The sequence below is a fragment of the Hylemonella sp. P2_B10 genome, assembly GCF_056404875.1.
Genome location: NZ_JBFUDE010000002.1, coordinates 392,032 through 405,775, shown reverse-complemented (window position 1 = coordinate 405,775; position 13,744 = coordinate 392,032). Strand labels below are relative to the sequence as shown.

The 13,744-nt window shown below is 64.1% G+C and carries 13 protein-coding genes; 1 reads left to right on the top strand and 12 read right to left on the bottom strand.

The window, feature by feature from the left end; translation table 11 throughout:
• Position 1 precedes the first annotated feature (1 nt).
• Complete coding sequence (locus AC1DX2_RS09730) at positions 2-1,201, top strand: patatin-like phospholipase family protein (RefSeq protein WP_477196137.1); 1,200 nt, start codon at positions 2-4, stop codon at positions 1,199-1,201.
• A gap of 40 nt (positions 1,202-1,241) precedes the next feature.
• On the opposite strand, the gene lysS is transcribed toward AC1DX2_RS09730, so the two are convergent.
• The 12 genes from lysS to AC1DX2_RS09670 form a co-directional block, all read right to left on the bottom strand.
• Complete coding sequence (lysS, locus tag AC1DX2_RS09725; RefSeq protein ID WP_477196136.1) at positions 1,242-2,786, bottom strand: lysine--tRNA ligase; 1,545 nt, start codon at positions 2,784-2,786, stop codon at positions 1,242-1,244.
• A gap of 121 nt (positions 2,787-2,907) precedes the next feature.
• Positions 2,908-3,468 (bottom strand): sugar transferase, encoded by a 561-nt coding sequence (locus AC1DX2_RS09720; protein WP_477196135.1) that lies wholly within the window; start codon positions 3,466-3,468, stop codon positions 2,908-2,910.
• On the bottom strand, positions 3,465-4,403 hold the full coding sequence (locus AC1DX2_RS09715; RefSeq protein ID WP_477196134.1) for an NAD-dependent epimerase/dehydratase family protein: 939 nt from the start codon (positions 4,401-4,403) through the stop codon (positions 3,465-3,467). Before AC1DX2_RS09715 ends, AC1DX2_RS09720 begins: the two co-directional genes overlap by 4 nt.
• Positions 4,400-5,335 (bottom strand): glycosyltransferase, encoded by a 936-nt coding sequence (locus AC1DX2_RS09710; protein ID WP_477196133.1) that lies wholly within the window; start codon positions 5,333-5,335, stop codon positions 4,400-4,402. Before AC1DX2_RS09710 ends, AC1DX2_RS09715 begins: the two co-directional genes overlap by 4 nt.
• Positions 5,335-5,928 carry a class I SAM-dependent methyltransferase gene (locus tag AC1DX2_RS09705; RefSeq protein WP_477196132.1) on the bottom strand — a complete coding sequence of 198 codons (594 nt, stop codon included), beginning with the start codon at positions 5,926-5,928 and terminating at the stop codon, positions 5,335-5,337. The genes AC1DX2_RS09710 and AC1DX2_RS09705 overlap by 1 nt, the downstream gene beginning before the upstream one ends.
• A 12-nt stretch (positions 5,929-5,940) precedes the next feature.
• Positions 5,941-7,134 carry a glycosyltransferase WbsX family protein gene (locus AC1DX2_RS09700; protein ID WP_477196131.1) on the bottom strand — a complete coding sequence of 398 codons (1,194 nt, stop codon included), beginning with the start codon at positions 7,132-7,134 and terminating at the stop codon, positions 5,941-5,943.
• A gap of 68 nt (positions 7,135-7,202) precedes the next feature.
• Positions 7,203-7,856 (bottom strand): DapH/DapD/GlmU-related protein, encoded by a 654-nt coding sequence (locus tag AC1DX2_RS09695; RefSeq protein WP_477196130.1) that lies wholly within the window; start codon positions 7,854-7,856, stop codon positions 7,203-7,205.
• An 8-nt stretch (positions 7,857-7,864) separates the two neighbouring features.
• Positions 7,865-9,430 (bottom strand): lipid II flippase MurJ, encoded by a 1,566-nt coding sequence (locus AC1DX2_RS09690; protein WP_477196129.1) that lies wholly within the window; start codon positions 9,428-9,430, stop codon positions 7,865-7,867.
• A 2-nt stretch (positions 9,431-9,432) separates the two neighbouring features.
• A complete protein-coding gene (locus AC1DX2_RS09685; protein WP_477196128.1) occupies positions 9,433-10,671 on the bottom strand; it encodes a glycosyltransferase in 1,239 nt (412 codons plus the stop codon).
• A 17-nt stretch (positions 10,672-10,688) separates the two neighbouring features.
• A complete protein-coding gene (locus AC1DX2_RS09680) occupies positions 10,689-11,828 on the bottom strand; it encodes a class I SAM-dependent methyltransferase (RefSeq protein WP_477196127.1) in 1,140 nt (379 codons plus the stop codon).
• Complete coding sequence (locus tag AC1DX2_RS09675) at positions 11,829-13,400, bottom strand: phosphotransferase (protein ID WP_477196126.1); 1,572 nt, start codon at positions 13,398-13,400, stop codon at positions 11,829-11,831.
• Positions 13,397-13,744: a cupin domain-containing protein gene (locus AC1DX2_RS09670; protein WP_477196125.1), complete on the bottom strand. Its 348-nt coding sequence runs from the start codon at positions 13,742-13,744 to the stop codon at positions 13,397-13,399. The genes AC1DX2_RS09675 and AC1DX2_RS09670 overlap by 4 nt, the downstream gene beginning before the upstream one ends.

The window sequence follows — 13,744 nt, the reverse complement described above, 5'->3', positions numbered from 1 at the left end:
CATGGCGCACCCGCCGTCCACGCCGCCCGGCACGCCCCACATCAACCTGGCGCTGCAGGGTGGTGGCTCGCACGGTGCCTTCACCTGGGGCGTGCTGGATGCGCTGCTGGAAGACGGCCGGGTGGTGCTGGAGGGCATCAGCGGCACCAGCGCCGGAGCCATGAACGCGGTGGCGTTGGCCCATGGGTTTGCGGTGGCCGGCGACCAGGGGCGCGACGCCCGCGAGGCGGCGCGTGAGTCACTGGCCAATTTCTGGAACGGCATCATCGGCATGGGCGCCCTGTCCAACTCGGTGTCGCTGGTGCAGCGCGCGCCTTTCAACATGCTGTTTGGCGGGCTGGGCAGTGCCTCGCCGGCGCAACTGTTTGCCGAGGCGATGACGCACCTGTGGACCAACACCGTCTCGCCCTACCAGAGCAACCCGCTGGACATCAACCCGCTGAAGCGCTTTCTTGAGCAGCACGTGGACTTTGCGCGCCTGGCGCGGCTGAGCGAGCCCAAGGTGTTCGTGGTGGCCACCCGGGTCAGCACCGGCAAGGCGGAGGTGTTTTCCGGCCGGCGGCTGACCTCGGCCGCCGTCATGGCCTCAGCCTGTCTGCCCACGGTGTTCCAGGCGGTAGAGATTGAGGGTGACCATTTCTGGGACGGTGGCTATTCCGGCAACCCGGCCATCCACCCGCTGCTGTACCACTGCGGCAGCCGTGACATCGTGCTGGTGCAGATCAACCCGATACGGCGCGGCGCCGTGCCCACCACCGCCGCCGAGATCATGGACCGGATGAACGAGATCACCTTCAACGCCGGGCTGATCGCGGAAATGCGCGCCATCGACTTCGTCAAGCGCCTGCTGGCCCAGGGCAAGCTGGACCCGGCGCACTACAAGGATGTGCTGATGCACCGCATCGATGGTGGCGAGGAACTGGAGTCCTTCAGCGCCTCCAGCAAGTCGTCCACCGACGGCCAGATGATCCAGCGCCTGCACGAACTGGGTCGCGCCTGCACCAAGACCTGGCTGGCGCGCCACTTCAAACAGCTGGGTGTGGACAGCAGTGTCAACATCGCGCGCGATTACCTGGACGACCTGCGCGTGCCGGTGTCGCGCGCCCGGCAGGCGGCAGCGTCGGAGCCGTTCACAGCGCCGCCTTTCGTCGAGCGGCGCAAGCAGCCCCGGGTGGAGCGGCGCAAGCAACCTCGAACCTAGCCCCGCCGCTTTTGCCTTGGGGCGGCCCGCTGGGAAAACGTCAGGCTTCGCGGCGCAGCGCCGGGAACAGGATGACGTCGCGGATGCTGGGGCTGTCGGTCAGCAGCATCATCAGCCGGTCGATACCGACGCCGCAGCCACCGGTGGGCGGCATGCCGTATTCCAGCGCGCGCACGAAGTCGTGGTCGTAGAACATGGCTTCGTCGTCGCCGCTGTCCTTGGCCGCCACCTGGGCCAGGAAGCGCTGGGCCTGGTCTTCGGCGTCGTTCAGCTCCGAGAAGCCGTTGCCGAACTCGCGCCCGGTGATGTACAGCTCAAAGCGCTCGGTCACCTCGGGGCGGGTGTCGTTGGCGCGCGCCAGCGGCGAGATTTCGGTCGGGTGCTCCATGATGAAGGTGGGCTGCCACAGCTTTTCTTCCACCGTCTCCTCGAAATACAGCACCTGCAGGCTGGCCAGCGTGCGGCCGGCCAGGCGGTTCTTCTCTTCCGTCAGGCCGAGCTTGCGCAGCGCGTTGGTCAGCCAGGTGGCGTCGTCCACGTTCGCGCCGGCTTCGGTGTATTTCAGGATGGCTTCGCGGATCGTCAGGCGCTGGAAGGGGGCTTCCAGGTCCACCGGTTTGCTGGCGTAAGTCAGCTGCAGCGAGCCGGTGGCCTTCAGCGCGGCGTCGCGGATCAGCGCCTCGGTGTAGTCCATCAGGTCCTGGTAGTTCCAGTAGGCCGCGTAGAACTCCATCATCGTGAATTCGGGGTTGTGCCGCACGCTGATGCCTTCGTTGCGGTAGCTGCGGTTGATCTCGAACACGCGCTCGAAGCCACCGACGATCAGGCGCTTCAGGTACAGCTCGGGCGCGATGCGCAGGAACATTTCCTGGTCCAGCGCGTTGTGGTGGGTCTTGAACGGCTTGGCATTGGCGCCGCCCGGGATGGGGTGCAGCATGGGCGTTTCCACCTCCAGGAAGCCGTTGGCCACCATGAACTCGCGCAGCGAGCTGACGGCCTTGCTGCGCGCCATGAAGCGCTTGCGCGCTGCCTCGTCGGTGATCAGGTCCACATAGCGCTGGCGGTACTTCATCTCCTGGTCGGCCATGCCGTGGAACTTGTCAGGCAGCGGACGCAGGTTCTTGGTCAGCAGGCGCACGCTGGTGGCGTGGATGGACAGCTCGCCGGAGCGGGTGCGGAACACCTTGCCCTCGGCGGCCAGGATGTCGCCCAGGTCCCAATGCTTGAAGTCGGCGTACAGGTCTTGGCCGATGTCTTCGCCCTTGACGTAGATCTGAATGCGCCCGCCCGTGGGGCCGAAGGACGAGTCCTGCAGCGTGCAGAAGCTGGCCTTGCCCATCACGCGCTTGAGCATCATGCGCCCGGCCACCTTGGCGGTGGCGCCCAGCGCTTCCAGTTCCTCGGCGGTTTTGCTCTCAAAAGCCGCAAACAGGTCGGCGGCATGGTTGGCCGGCTTGAAGTCGTTCGGGAAGGCCACGCCCTTGCCCTCGGCCTGGCGCTGGCGCAGGGCCTTGAGTTTTTCGCGGCGCTCGGCCATCAGCTGGTTTTCGTCTTGGGGCGCGCTCGGGGTGGTCTGGTCGGACATGGGGTGCTTGTGCAGGTGTGAAAAAAGCGGCTTCTGGGGCCGCATGGGGCTATTTTAGGTTCTTCCGGTGTGCACCGGGCGATGCGGCTCTCTAGGCCGGCAGCGGGGGTGAGCGACCGCCTCAGTGCGACACGCCGTCGGCGCGCAGCACTTTGATGAAGGTCAGCAGCAGGATTTTCAGATCGAAGCCCAACGAGCGGCGTTGCAGGTACTCGGCGTCGAGCGCCACCTTGTCGGGAATGGGCAACTCGTCGCGGCCGTTGACCTGGGCCCAGCCGGTCAGGCCCGGCACCAGCACGTGCACGCCAGCGCGGGTGCGTTGCTCCACCAGGTCGTGCTGGTTGAACAGCGCGGGCCGCGGGCCGACAAAGCTCATGTCGCCGCGCAAGATGCTCCATAGCTGCGGCAATTCGTCCAGGCTGCTCTTGCGCAGAAAGCTGCCCACCGGCGTCAGGTAAGCGGCCGGGTCGGTCAGCAGGTGGGTGGCCACCACCGGCGTGTCCACCCGCATGGAGCGGAACTTGGGCATGCGGAAGATGCGGTTGTGCCGGCCGACCCGGTCTGACCAATAAAGAACCGGGCCGCGCGAGGTCAGCCGTACCGCCAGCGCAGTGAGCACGACCACCGGGCTGAGCAGCAGCACCGCCAACAGCGCCAGCAACAGGTCAAACAGCCGCTTCATGCGCCAGCCTCCATGCCCGCCACCGCCCGCCTCAGGCCCTCGTCCACGCTGAGCGGCGGCTGCCAGCCCAGCAGCGTGCGGGCCTTAGCGTTGTCCACCTGCAGATTGCCGCACAGCCGCTCCACGGCGGCACGCCGGCCCAGCAGGCTGCCGACCGCCAGCAGCAGTGCGGGTGGCACGGGCAATAGGCGCGCCGGCCGGCCCATGGCGCGCGCCAGTCGGTGCACCAGTTCGGCGCTGGACAGGTCGTCGCCATCGCTGGCGAGAAAGACCTGGTTGGCCGCAGCAGCGTGGTCCATGCAGCGGATGATCAGATCGGCCAGGTTGTCCACGCCCACCAGGCTGCGCCGGTTTTGCAGGCTGCCCAGTGGCAGCGGCAGGCCGCGGCGTACCGCGCGCATCAGCGCGGCGAAATTGGCCTTGACGCGGGGGCCGTAGACCAGCGGCGGGCGGATGACCACGACCTGCATGCCGGTTTCATGGGCGATCTGGTGCAAAGCTGTTTCGGCTTCCCATTTGCTGACGGCGTAAGGGTCTGCGGGCGCCGGTGCATCGCTTTCGGTGAATGCGTGGCCCGCAAGTGATTGCTCGCCGTGCACCTTGACGGAACTGATGTAGATAAAGCGGTTGACGCCCTGTGCCGCCACCGCGCGGGCGAGGTTGACGGTGCCGTGGACGTTGGCCAGGCGAAACGCCCGCAGCGGGTCACTTGAGGCGTCCTGCATCACATGCACCCGGGCGGCCAGGTGCACCACCACCTGTGCACCGGCCAGTTCCGGCAGCCCGATCCGCAAATCCGCTGGCGGTGATTCGGTGAGCGCTGCCGGTGGCAATTTCAACGGCCGGCATTCCCAGGCGGCTTCAGTCTTCAGGCGCTGCACCAACACGTTGCCGACAAAGCCACTGGCGCCGGTAACCACCACCACCGGCTTCATGGTCGTGCCTCGCTCTGGGTGCCGACCAGTGCGGTCAACAGGCAAGAGAAGAAAAAGTACACCTGTTCCACACGCCTGCGGCGGCAGTGCCGGGCCTTGAAAGCCAGGCCAAACACGCCGCCGCGCCCTTGCTGCAGCAGGCGCATGACCGTGTGGTCTGCCGCCAGGCCGGCCACACGGGCGATCAGCCGCGCCTGGGACAGCGCTTCGCCGTTGCGCACCTTGGCCGCGCGCCGCAAAAAAGCCCGCAAGCCGGTGTTGGCACCGACCTGGTTGCCGGTGTGCTGGCGGTACGACACGCCGGGGCGAGGGTCTATCAACCAGCGGTGGCCGTGTATGCGCGCGAAGGCATAGACGAACCAGTCGTGGTAGTTCAGCGGTACCAGCTCCTGCTGCCTGGCGCGTACCACCTGCTGCAAGGCGACGGCCAGTTCTGCAGCCAGCACATAGGTGCAGCCCGGTCCGGCAGCCTCAAACAAGTGGTCCCAACGCCGCTGCGGCTGGGCCTTGTCGATCAACTGCTGCCGGCCATCGGGCCAGAACGCCGTGACGTTGCTGGAGTAGCCCTGGGCGCCGGACTCGGCCATGCGCAGGCAGGCATGGGCGAGTTTGTCTGCCGCCCAGATGTCGTCCTGGTCGGCAAAGCAGAAAGCGTCAAAGCCCTGCAGGTCCACCTCCCTGAGCAGGCGCAGAAAATTGGCGGCCGCGCAGCCGAAGCGGCCGGCTGGCGGCAACAGGTGCAGGCGTGGCTCGGTGGCCGCCTGTTGCTGGAACCAGGCCTCGGTGCCGTCGGTCGATGGATCGACGCTGACAAACACGGTCACCGCGACGCCGGTCTGGCCGAGGATGGACGCCAGCTGCGGCGTCAGGTAGGCCACGCCGTTGTAGGCTGCAAGACCCACCGCGATCCGGGGTGACGCCGTTTCCACCATCAGGTTTTCTGGTAAACCGCAACCAGGCAGTATTGGCGCATCTTGCGCGACAGCAGTTCGCTTGTCAGCCGCGACGGCGTGGCCAGCAGGCGCTTGAGCCGCCAGCGCGGGTCCAGGCGCCGGAGCTCGGCTTCGCCGTAGAAGCGCTTGTGGTCGTCATCGCTGGCATAGCCGGCCAGGCCCGGCACCGCGATCACCAGACCGCCATGGGCCGAGGTGATGCGGTGGCATTCGTCCAGGGTCTGGGTGGGATCGGCAATGTGTTCCAGCACGTTGTCCAGTATGCAGGCATCGCAGGTGGCATCGGACAAGGGGTAGCGGCCATCGGCGGGTATCAGTTGGGCGTCCCAACCCTGGGCGCGGCAGTAGTCGACGGCCAGTGGGTTGATCTCCAGCCCGCGCACCTTGTCCGGGTAGCTGCCCAGGCAGCCGCTGCCGGTGCCGCTGCCCACTTCGACCAGCGCCGGGCCGAAGCTTCGGGCGGCACGGTACAGCACGGGGGAGCTGACATGGCGCTTGTACAGCTGGCCCAAGCGGCTGATTTGCCGCAGGTGCGCCATGTAGTGCTCGAAATCGGGGGATGCGGGTGCCATGACGGTTGTCCCTCAGGGCTGGGCGGGCTGCGGCGTCACCAGCGCGTCATGCAGTGCCCGCAGGTAGGCATCGCCATACCGGTCATCAGGTTCCAGATAGGCACCTTCGCTCCATTCGTTCCAGGCATTGAGGAAGATGAAGCTCTCCGGCAGGTGACGCGCTGGCATGGAGTCCAGCAAGCGCTCGAAATTGATCTTGAACGACTCGGGGTTAGCGCCGCGAAAGACGATGGCTCGGCGTTTGTAGCGCGAGGCGTTGTCCCAGTCTGTATAGGCGCCCGGAAATGTGGTGAGCCGCCTGTCGGGCCGAACTTGTGCTGCTTGGCGCCAGGCGGCATCGTAGTCTTGAAAGGTTAGCTCTTTGACGAACTTGGCCCGCAGGCCGCGCAGCCTGTCCTGCCACGATTCCGGCAGACTGCGAATCAGCCGAAACAATGCCGAGTGTTTGATGGAGCCCTTGTCGAAACCCGGTGAATTGATGGCCTCGAAGGGCTGGAACTGGAACAGCGCGTCAAATGATTTCAAGCAGTCGTGCGATGGCAGCTCGTATTGCTTTTGGAAGATGAAATACAGTCCCGGCAGGCCATCGGCCACGGCGCGGCGGCGCCAATAGGCCAGCATGTCGTCAATCTTGGCGATGCGTTGCGGCCGGTAGATGACGAACACCGGCTTGCCGTCCACCTTGATGGCACGCGGGTCGCGCCAGGCGGTGATCAGGTAGTTGTAGTGCCTGGCCCAACTGCTCTCCAGCGGGGGATGGGTCTGCTGTATCAGCACGTGGTGGTCGCGGCCGTCCCAGCGGCGCGACCAGGTCTCGTTGGCCCAGGACAGGCAGAACGGCATATCCAGGTCACGGTTTTGCAGCATCAGGTTGGTGGGCGTTTCCAGCAGCTGCTTGCCGTCGAACCAATAGTGGTAGTGGCAGAAGCCATACACCCCGTGCCGTTTCGCCAGTTCCACCTGAGAGCGCAGCGTCTCCAAGTGTGCTTGGTCGTAGTAAATGCCGCCTTGCGGTACCCGCGGCTGGTAGTGCCCGGGATACTGCGGCTCGGCCGAACGCACATTGTCCCAGTCGGTGAAGCCCTTGCCCCACCAGGCATCGTTCTCGGGAATGGCGTGCAACTGTGGAAAGTAGATGGCGATGACTTTGGCGCGCCGGTGCGCAGCCTGTCCCTGGGATGCGGGTTGCTGGCCTATGTCAGTCATGGCAAGGATGGCTGTCTGTTGGTCATGACTTTTGCGTTCGTTGATCATTGCGCGCAGTGTGGTGGCCTTCAGGCCAGCCGTTCCCAGGCTCGGGTCTGGTGGTTGTATTGCTTCAGCAGTTTGAGGGGTGCGCCTGCCGCCATCACGTGGTCTGGCACATCGCGGGTGACAACAGAATTGGCGCCGACGATACAACCGTGGCCCAGCGTCACCGGGCCGACGATGACCACGTTGTCACCCAGCCAGACATTGGACTTGATGACCACCGGGCCGGCTGGCGCCAGCGCCCGGTCCTTTGGGGCTCGGGTTGGCGGGCTCTGAACGCTGCCGCGGTAGGCACCGTGGTTGTGGTCGCTGATATAGACACCGCTGCCAAACAGGCAATTGTCCCCGATTTCCACCCGCTCCACGCAGGAGACATGCAGCCGCTCCGACGCCAGGAAATGGCTGCCCACGACGATGCGCGGGTTGAAGACCTGCCCGTTGTACTGGAAGATCGCCTCCAGCCAGGCATGGCGCTTGATGGCCGAATAGGGGCCAATGGAGATCGCTCGGGTGCCGATGGTGCGCGCCCCGCTGCCCAGTGACACCCTGGGCCAACCCCGCAGGCGCGCCGCCCACCGGGTGGCCAGCAGCGCCCAGGCATTGCTGAACAGGCTGAGCGGCCCGTAGAGCCCCCGCTCATGGCGGGCGGCCTGGACCAGGTGGGACAGGGCTTGCATATACCGTTTCATGGCAGGGATTGGCTGGCTGGCAAGTGTCTGTTTTTCAGTATGTGGAGCACGGTGTGTCGCAGGGGATTATCCAGCGCCAGCAACACGGCGGCGTAAGCCAACAGGCCGGCGATGATGATGGCCAGGTGGTGCAAGCGCGAGAGGCCTTCGGCACCAGGCATGGCTGCCAACAGTGCCAGGCTGAGCGCGGCCAGTGGCAAACAGGCCAACGTGGACTTCCATCCCGCGTCGACCAGGCCGCGCATGTTGACGGCCACCCCATAGTGCCGCAAGAACAGGAAACCCATGGGCAGAAAGTACAGGGCGTCTGTGCACAGGCGCGCGGCCGGAATGCCCATGTAGCCCCAGCGGTTGGTCAGGTTGAACGTCAGCGCGATCATGGCCAGGTTGCCCACGGTGCCGAACAACGATGGCCAGCCCAGGCGCTGGAAGGATTCCATGCAACGACCGTTGAGCATGAAGATGGAGGTCAGCAACACGGACAAGGCATACACCCGCAGGCAGTTCGCCGTGAGGTCCATGCTGTCCGAAGTATAGGCGCCACTGCCCAGCAGGGCGGCGACCAGACCGTGTGGATAGAGCAGGAACAGTGCTGCGACTGGCACGCTCAGATAGACGGTCCACAGCAGCAACTGGTTGTAGAGGTGCGTGAAGCCCACCTCTTCGTCCCGGGCTCGGTGCTCGGCAAACCTGGCCCGCGCAATCTCCAGCAGGGGAATGATGAGCATGCCGGTCGGCAGCGCGAATATCCGTTGCGCGAAGCTCAGCGAGGCCAGGGTGCCCTGGGGTAGGCCGGTGGCCACATAGTCGAAATAGAACACTGCGTAGTTGGTCACCAGGCTGGCAGACCAGTAGGGCAGTGCTGCCCGCAGGAAGCGCAGCAGTACGCCATCGCCCCGCACGACGGGTCGAAGGCGCAGGCCTTGGCCTTTGAGCAGCGCGACGCCCAGCAGAAGTGCCAGGCACTTGGATGCCAGCAGCGCGGCTGGCAGGCAGGCCGCGCCGTAAGAGGTGGAAAACAGCGCAACGCCCACCACCAGCACCAGCGGTTGCACCACCGAGCCCACTGCCGCCCAGGAGTAGCGACCCAGCGCAATGGTCAGGATGCGGAAATATTCGGCCAGCACCGAGGCAAAAATGATGCCGGGAAGGTAGGCTAGCAACGCGCCCCGCTCGGCGATCTGCTGCGCCGTGAACTTGGAGAAGATGGCGAGAAAGACCCCGGGGCTGGCCTGAACGTACAAGCACAACGTCAAAACCAGCAACACGCACCAGGTCAGCACCACGCTGGCAAACCGAGAGGCTTGGCGAGCGTCCTTGTGCCGCAGCTCCACTAGCAGGGGCATGAACACCGTGCCGAGCACGCTGCCAAACAGGCTGGTTGCGATAGTGGTCAGGGACAGCACGAAAAAATAGGTATCACTCCCCGCGCTGCTGCCGAAGCGGTTCGCGATCAGCAGCAGGGACAGGTAGCTGGCCACTGCCGCCAGGACGCCCAGGGCCAGGTTGACGATGCCGGCGCGGACGAAGGGCTCGCGGCCACTTTGGGCTGGCTCAGCCATGCTCATGCGTTCCGGCGTGGCAGCCTGGTGCGCAGGTCTTCCAGGAATTCGGAGTAGACCTTGGTGGAGTTGAGCGCGCTCTCAACGAAGCGCTTGCCGGTCTCCGCGATAGCCCTCAGCTCCGCGGAGTGCTGTTGGTAGTGGCGCACGCGCGCCATCAGGCCTTCCGGCGTGCCGTCATAAGCGACGAAATGCACGCCGGGCTGCAGGCCCAGGTCGGTGTACATCGGGTCATCCACACCGAAGTAGGCCGCGCCGCACATCATGCCCTCCACGCACCCGATGGCAGGCAGGTCGCAAATCTCTTCCGGCACGGCGAACATCGTGTAACTGTTGTAGATGTCGACGATGTTCTTGCCGTAGTACCGCGCCTGCGGGTGCTGGTAGGTCAGCCGGGCCCAGGCCCGGGCGAAGAACGACCGGGGCGCCGCCGGTGCGGACGCGTCGCGGCTGGCGTTCAGGTCAGACACCAGGCAGTCCATCTCATCCAGGTACTTGTCCTTCTCGTTGAACAGGATACGCCGCATGGGTTGAAGCTCGTCGGTGTGGTAGTAGTCATTGAACTCGGCGTTGCGCATCTTGTAAGTGATGGAGCCAGTGACCACGATCTTGTTGATACGCCCTTCAAACGGCTGGGTCTGGCGGAACCTGGGCGCCGGTGTGTAGGGCAGGCAGCGGAAAGCCGATGGCAGCGCGCCGAAATACCTGTTGAAAAAAGGCGAATTGCGCTGCAGGTTGTTTTCCGCCACCAGCAGGTCGGGCTGGAGCACCGCCAGATTGGTGGCGCCAAGGGTGGGGCAATAGGCGTAGTGGGTCATGTGCACCACCTTGAGCACAGGGCGCGGCGCCAGGTACTCTGCCAGCGCGCGGCAAGCCAGGGCATCCGCAGGGGTTTCCGCCGTCAGATTGCCATAGTGCATGATGAACAGCACGTCCATGCCGTCCAGCGCGCGCGCCGTGGAGATGATGCTGACGCGGCTCAACGGAATGTGGTTGAGCACGCACCACGCCAGCAACTCCAGGCGCTCCTTCACGCGGGCCATGGCGGCGCGCCACCCGCGCTGCGCGCTGAGCCGCGTGCTTAGATGCAGTTTGACATCGGCCTGGCACAGGTAGTCCAGCAATACACCGTATTTTGTGGGCAGCGTGGTCTTCTTGATGACGTTACGGACCGGGTTCTTGAACCAGATGGTGGTGTGCGGCCGGTACAGAACGACCTTGATGGCGGCTCGCGGTTGCATGGGTCAGCCGTTGCTTGTCATTCCAGGAACACGCAGCCGGCGTGGATGTTCTGCAGGATGTCGCGGCGGATCTCATCGTTGTATATGCCGGCCTTCAGGATGACCGTGGGCTGTGCGATGTCCTTCAGCACTTTGGGAGATTGCACAACAAGATGGGTGCCATAAAGGCGCTTGTCCTGCTTGCGCGAGTCGTTATCCAGGATGGCGGTGATGCGCCCGGTGTCCAGGCCAAACGCGATCAGGTACTGGGCGAAGACATGGGCGCCGAAGAGGAACACCGGCCCCGGGGCAGCAGAGATCTGGCGGTTCAGATCAAGGATCAACTGCTCGTGGTACCGCACATAGTCCAGGAACAGCTGCTTGTTCACTTGGTACAAGTCTGGTGGCAGTGCGACCGGTGGCACATCGCTTGCACGCTCCGCCGCGTAGAAAATGCTGTGGTCGCCCATCACGTATTCCTTGATCAGCAGCTTGAAGCCGTGGCGGGCCAGCAGGAAATCGATGTAGGGTTCCGTCAGGAACACCGTGTGCTCGAAGTTGATGCAGTTGGTGTACTTTTTCCCCAGCCAGGCAAACAGGTTGGGCACGGAGAAAATCATCCGTTTGCCCACTGGGAGGAAATGCTCCAGCTGCTGCATGAAGCGCCCGGGCTCGTACATGTGTTCAAACACGTGCGAGTGCACCAGCGTGTCAAACTCGACATTGGCCGTGAATGTCTCGTCAAAGAAGCCACGGATGAAGGCGGCCTGGCAGCCTTCCACCGGTGACGGGTTGGGCTCCAGGATTGTCCAGGGCGTGTGGCCGTAGGCCTGGTCATACTCCTTGGACAGGATGCCATGGGCGCCACCCAGCTCCAGCACCTGGCGTGGTGCATAACGGTGCACGAATTCGGCGAACGCCTTGTGATGTGTCATCCACAGCGCACCGACCGCACTGGTGGTGGTTTGCGACTGGTACAGCACGTCCAACGGCAGCAGTTTTTTCAACTGCACCAGGCCGCTGGCGCGCGAGATGGACCAGGTTTGCTCGGCATTCAGGTCCTCCGCCATCGAATGGCTGACCGTGCCCATGAAGACTGGGAAGCTGGCCAACGAGTGCAGGTCTTCCAGGTTCGGCGAGCCTGTGACCACGTCCACATGCCGTTCAATCAGTTCCATTCAGGGCTCCAACGCATCGGCCAGCATGTCCTTGCCCAATGCAAACAGCAATAGGCTGTAAGGGTTGTGGTGCAACGCGGCGATGTTGAGGAAGATCAGCGCGGTAATGACGCGCACCCGATGCGCATCGAGGCCCTGGGCCTGCACCCAGGCCAGAAAGGCCCGCTCGCATTGCACCAACACCTGTTTGCGGTGAAAGTCGTAGTCGATGGCCCCGGCGCGCCACTGCACGGTGTACAAATCGCGGGCAATCAGTTCGTGGCAGATGACCATGCCGTGCAACAGTTTGGCCAGGTCGTAGTAGATGTCGCCGTTGACCAGATCACCGCCGAAGTCCTGTCGCCAGTCCAAAAAGGTGAAATGCTCGCTGTCGCTGTCCCACAGAATGTTCTCGAAATGAAAGTCACCGTGGAAGCGCACCGGCACGCCCTGCGCCAGCGACTGCCAGTCGACGGCGTGAAGCAGGCTGTCCAGGCGGGGCATGGGCTTGCCGTTGATGGCCTCGGTGCCATCCTGCCGGTCGAAGTTCTTGTAGAACAGCGCCACCCGTTCGAAGGTTTTGTCCCGGTAGAATTTCATGCACAAGGCCTGGAAGCCGTGGGAGGCGACTTCATCGAGCGACTTTTCCGTCCAGAAGCGCTTGCTGTGCGCGAGCAGTTTGTCGAACAGCGGCAAGTTCACCACCTCGGACAGCACCTTCCCTTTCACACGGCTGTAGCGGTACATGTGCGGTTGAACGCCGGTTAACGCGGGGACAAAGCCTTCCAGTTCGCTGGTCCGGGCAGCTCGGTTGGCGATGAACTTCTGGTCGTCCGAGAACTTGATGACCTGCCCGTCCACGAACCAGATGGCCTCGTTGGCTTTCTCCAGGATATTGGGGGCATCCGCCTGCTGGTAGCTTGCGCGCGTGCGCGCCAGGCTGTCAGGGTTGCCGGTGTCATGCCAGATAAAGGGCAACGCCCGCATGCCCAGGGGCAACAGGCTGCGCAGGCCGTGGGCTTCGCCGGTTTGTACGGCGGTATCGCCGCCCTGCACCATGGCCGCCCAGAAAACCTCATGGTCGCGTATGCCTGCCAGCCCGATGTAGGGCTTGTGCGTGCCGATCCGGCCTTCGCCTTTCTCGCATATTGCGCTGACCTGTCCGGCATCCACCGCGACAGTGCGGTAAGGGGCAAGGTCTGCCACGTCGGCATAGGCCATCCAGTTCCCGTCGTCGGGGCTGGGAATGGTGCCGTTGACCAGGGTGTCGCACGACAGGAAGATGAAGGGCTGCTGCAAATGTTCCCGGCAGGCCAGCAGGCTGAGCCCCAGGCCGGAGCCGAGTCCTTCGAACGGCTGAACCTCGGCAAAAAAGAATTTTCGTTCGGGATGGGCCAGGCGGAGGTATTCGCGCACCAGATGGCCTTGGTGGCCCAGCGCGATGACGAACTCCGTGTCATCCGCAAACTGCTCTATCAGGTGTGACAGTGTCGGCCTGTTGGCGATGGCCACCAGCGACTTGTTGACGAAGCGCGTGAGCCCGCCCAGTCGGGAGCCGGTTCCAGCAGTGGGAATACAGACCCGCAAACTCATTGCGGCGCGCGCTGGTAGTCGTCCACCAGGCGCACCACGTCCTCCATCTCCGGCGTGCTGGCCTCCAGGTAGACGCTGTCGGTGACCGCCTCCATGCGGTGCACCACGCCGGGTGTCAGCGTGATGGTTTCGTGCGGCAGGTAGACCCTGGACGCCAGCTGATCCTGCGTGGCGCCACTGTAGATGCGGAGTTCGCCGCTGAGCACATAGATGGTTTCACACTTGACGTTGTGGTACTGCAGGCTGCAGCGGTGCCCGGCCCACATGGTCAACTTCTTCATCATGTAGCGGTCGTTGATCTCGATGACCTCTTCCTTGCCCCAGGGCTTTTCAATCACTTGCAT

What these genes read in the sequence shown, in the direction of transcription:
- AC1DX2_RS09730 (WP_477196137.1), top strand. Translation starts at nt 2, where the DNA reads ATGGCGCACCCGCCGTCCACGCCGCCCGGCACGCCCCACATCAACCTG.
- lysS (WP_477196136.1), bottom strand. Translation starts at nt 2,786, where the DNA reads ATGTCCGACCAGACCACCCCGAGCGCGCCCCAAGACGAAAACCAGCTG.
- AC1DX2_RS09720 (WP_477196135.1), bottom strand. Translation starts at nt 3,468, where the DNA reads ATGAAGCGGCTGTTTGACCTGTTGCTGGCGCTGTTGGCGGTGCTGCTG.
- AC1DX2_RS09715 (WP_477196134.1), bottom strand. Translation starts at nt 4,403, where the DNA reads ATGAAGCCGGTGGTGGTGGTTACCGGCGCCAGTGGCTTTGTCGGCAAC.
- AC1DX2_RS09710 (WP_477196133.1), bottom strand. Translation starts at nt 5,335, where the DNA reads ATGGTGGAAACGGCGTCACCCCGGATCGCGGTGGGTCTTGCAGCCTAC.
- AC1DX2_RS09705 (WP_477196132.1), bottom strand. Translation starts at nt 5,928, where the DNA reads ATGGCACCCGCATCCCCCGATTTCGAGCACTACATGGCGCACCTGCGG.
- AC1DX2_RS09700 (WP_477196131.1), bottom strand. Translation starts at nt 7,134, where the DNA reads ATGACTGACATAGGCCAGCAACCCGCATCCCAGGGACAGGCTGCGCAC.
- AC1DX2_RS09695 (WP_477196130.1), bottom strand. Translation starts at nt 7,856, where the DNA reads ATGCAAGCCCTGTCCCACCTGGTCCAGGCCGCCCGCCATGAGCGGGGG.
- AC1DX2_RS09690 (WP_477196129.1), bottom strand. Translation starts at nt 9,430, where the DNA reads ATGGCTGAGCCAGCCCAAAGTGGCCGCGAGCCCTTCGTCCGCGCCGGC.
- AC1DX2_RS09685 (WP_477196128.1), bottom strand. Translation starts at nt 10,671, where the DNA reads ATGCAACCGCGAGCCGCCATCAAGGTCGTTCTGTACCGGCCGCACACC.
- AC1DX2_RS09680 (WP_477196127.1), bottom strand. Translation starts at nt 11,828, where the DNA reads ATGGAACTGATTGAACGGCATGTGGACGTGGTCACAGGCTCGCCGAAC.
- AC1DX2_RS09675 (WP_477196126.1), bottom strand. Translation starts at nt 13,400, where the DNA reads ATGAGTTTGCGGGTCTGTATTCCCACTGCTGGAACCGGCTCCCGACTG.
- AC1DX2_RS09670 (WP_477196125.1), bottom strand. Translation starts at nt 13,744, where the DNA reads ATGCAAGTGATTGAAAAGCCCTGGGGCAAGGAAGAGGTCATCGAGATC.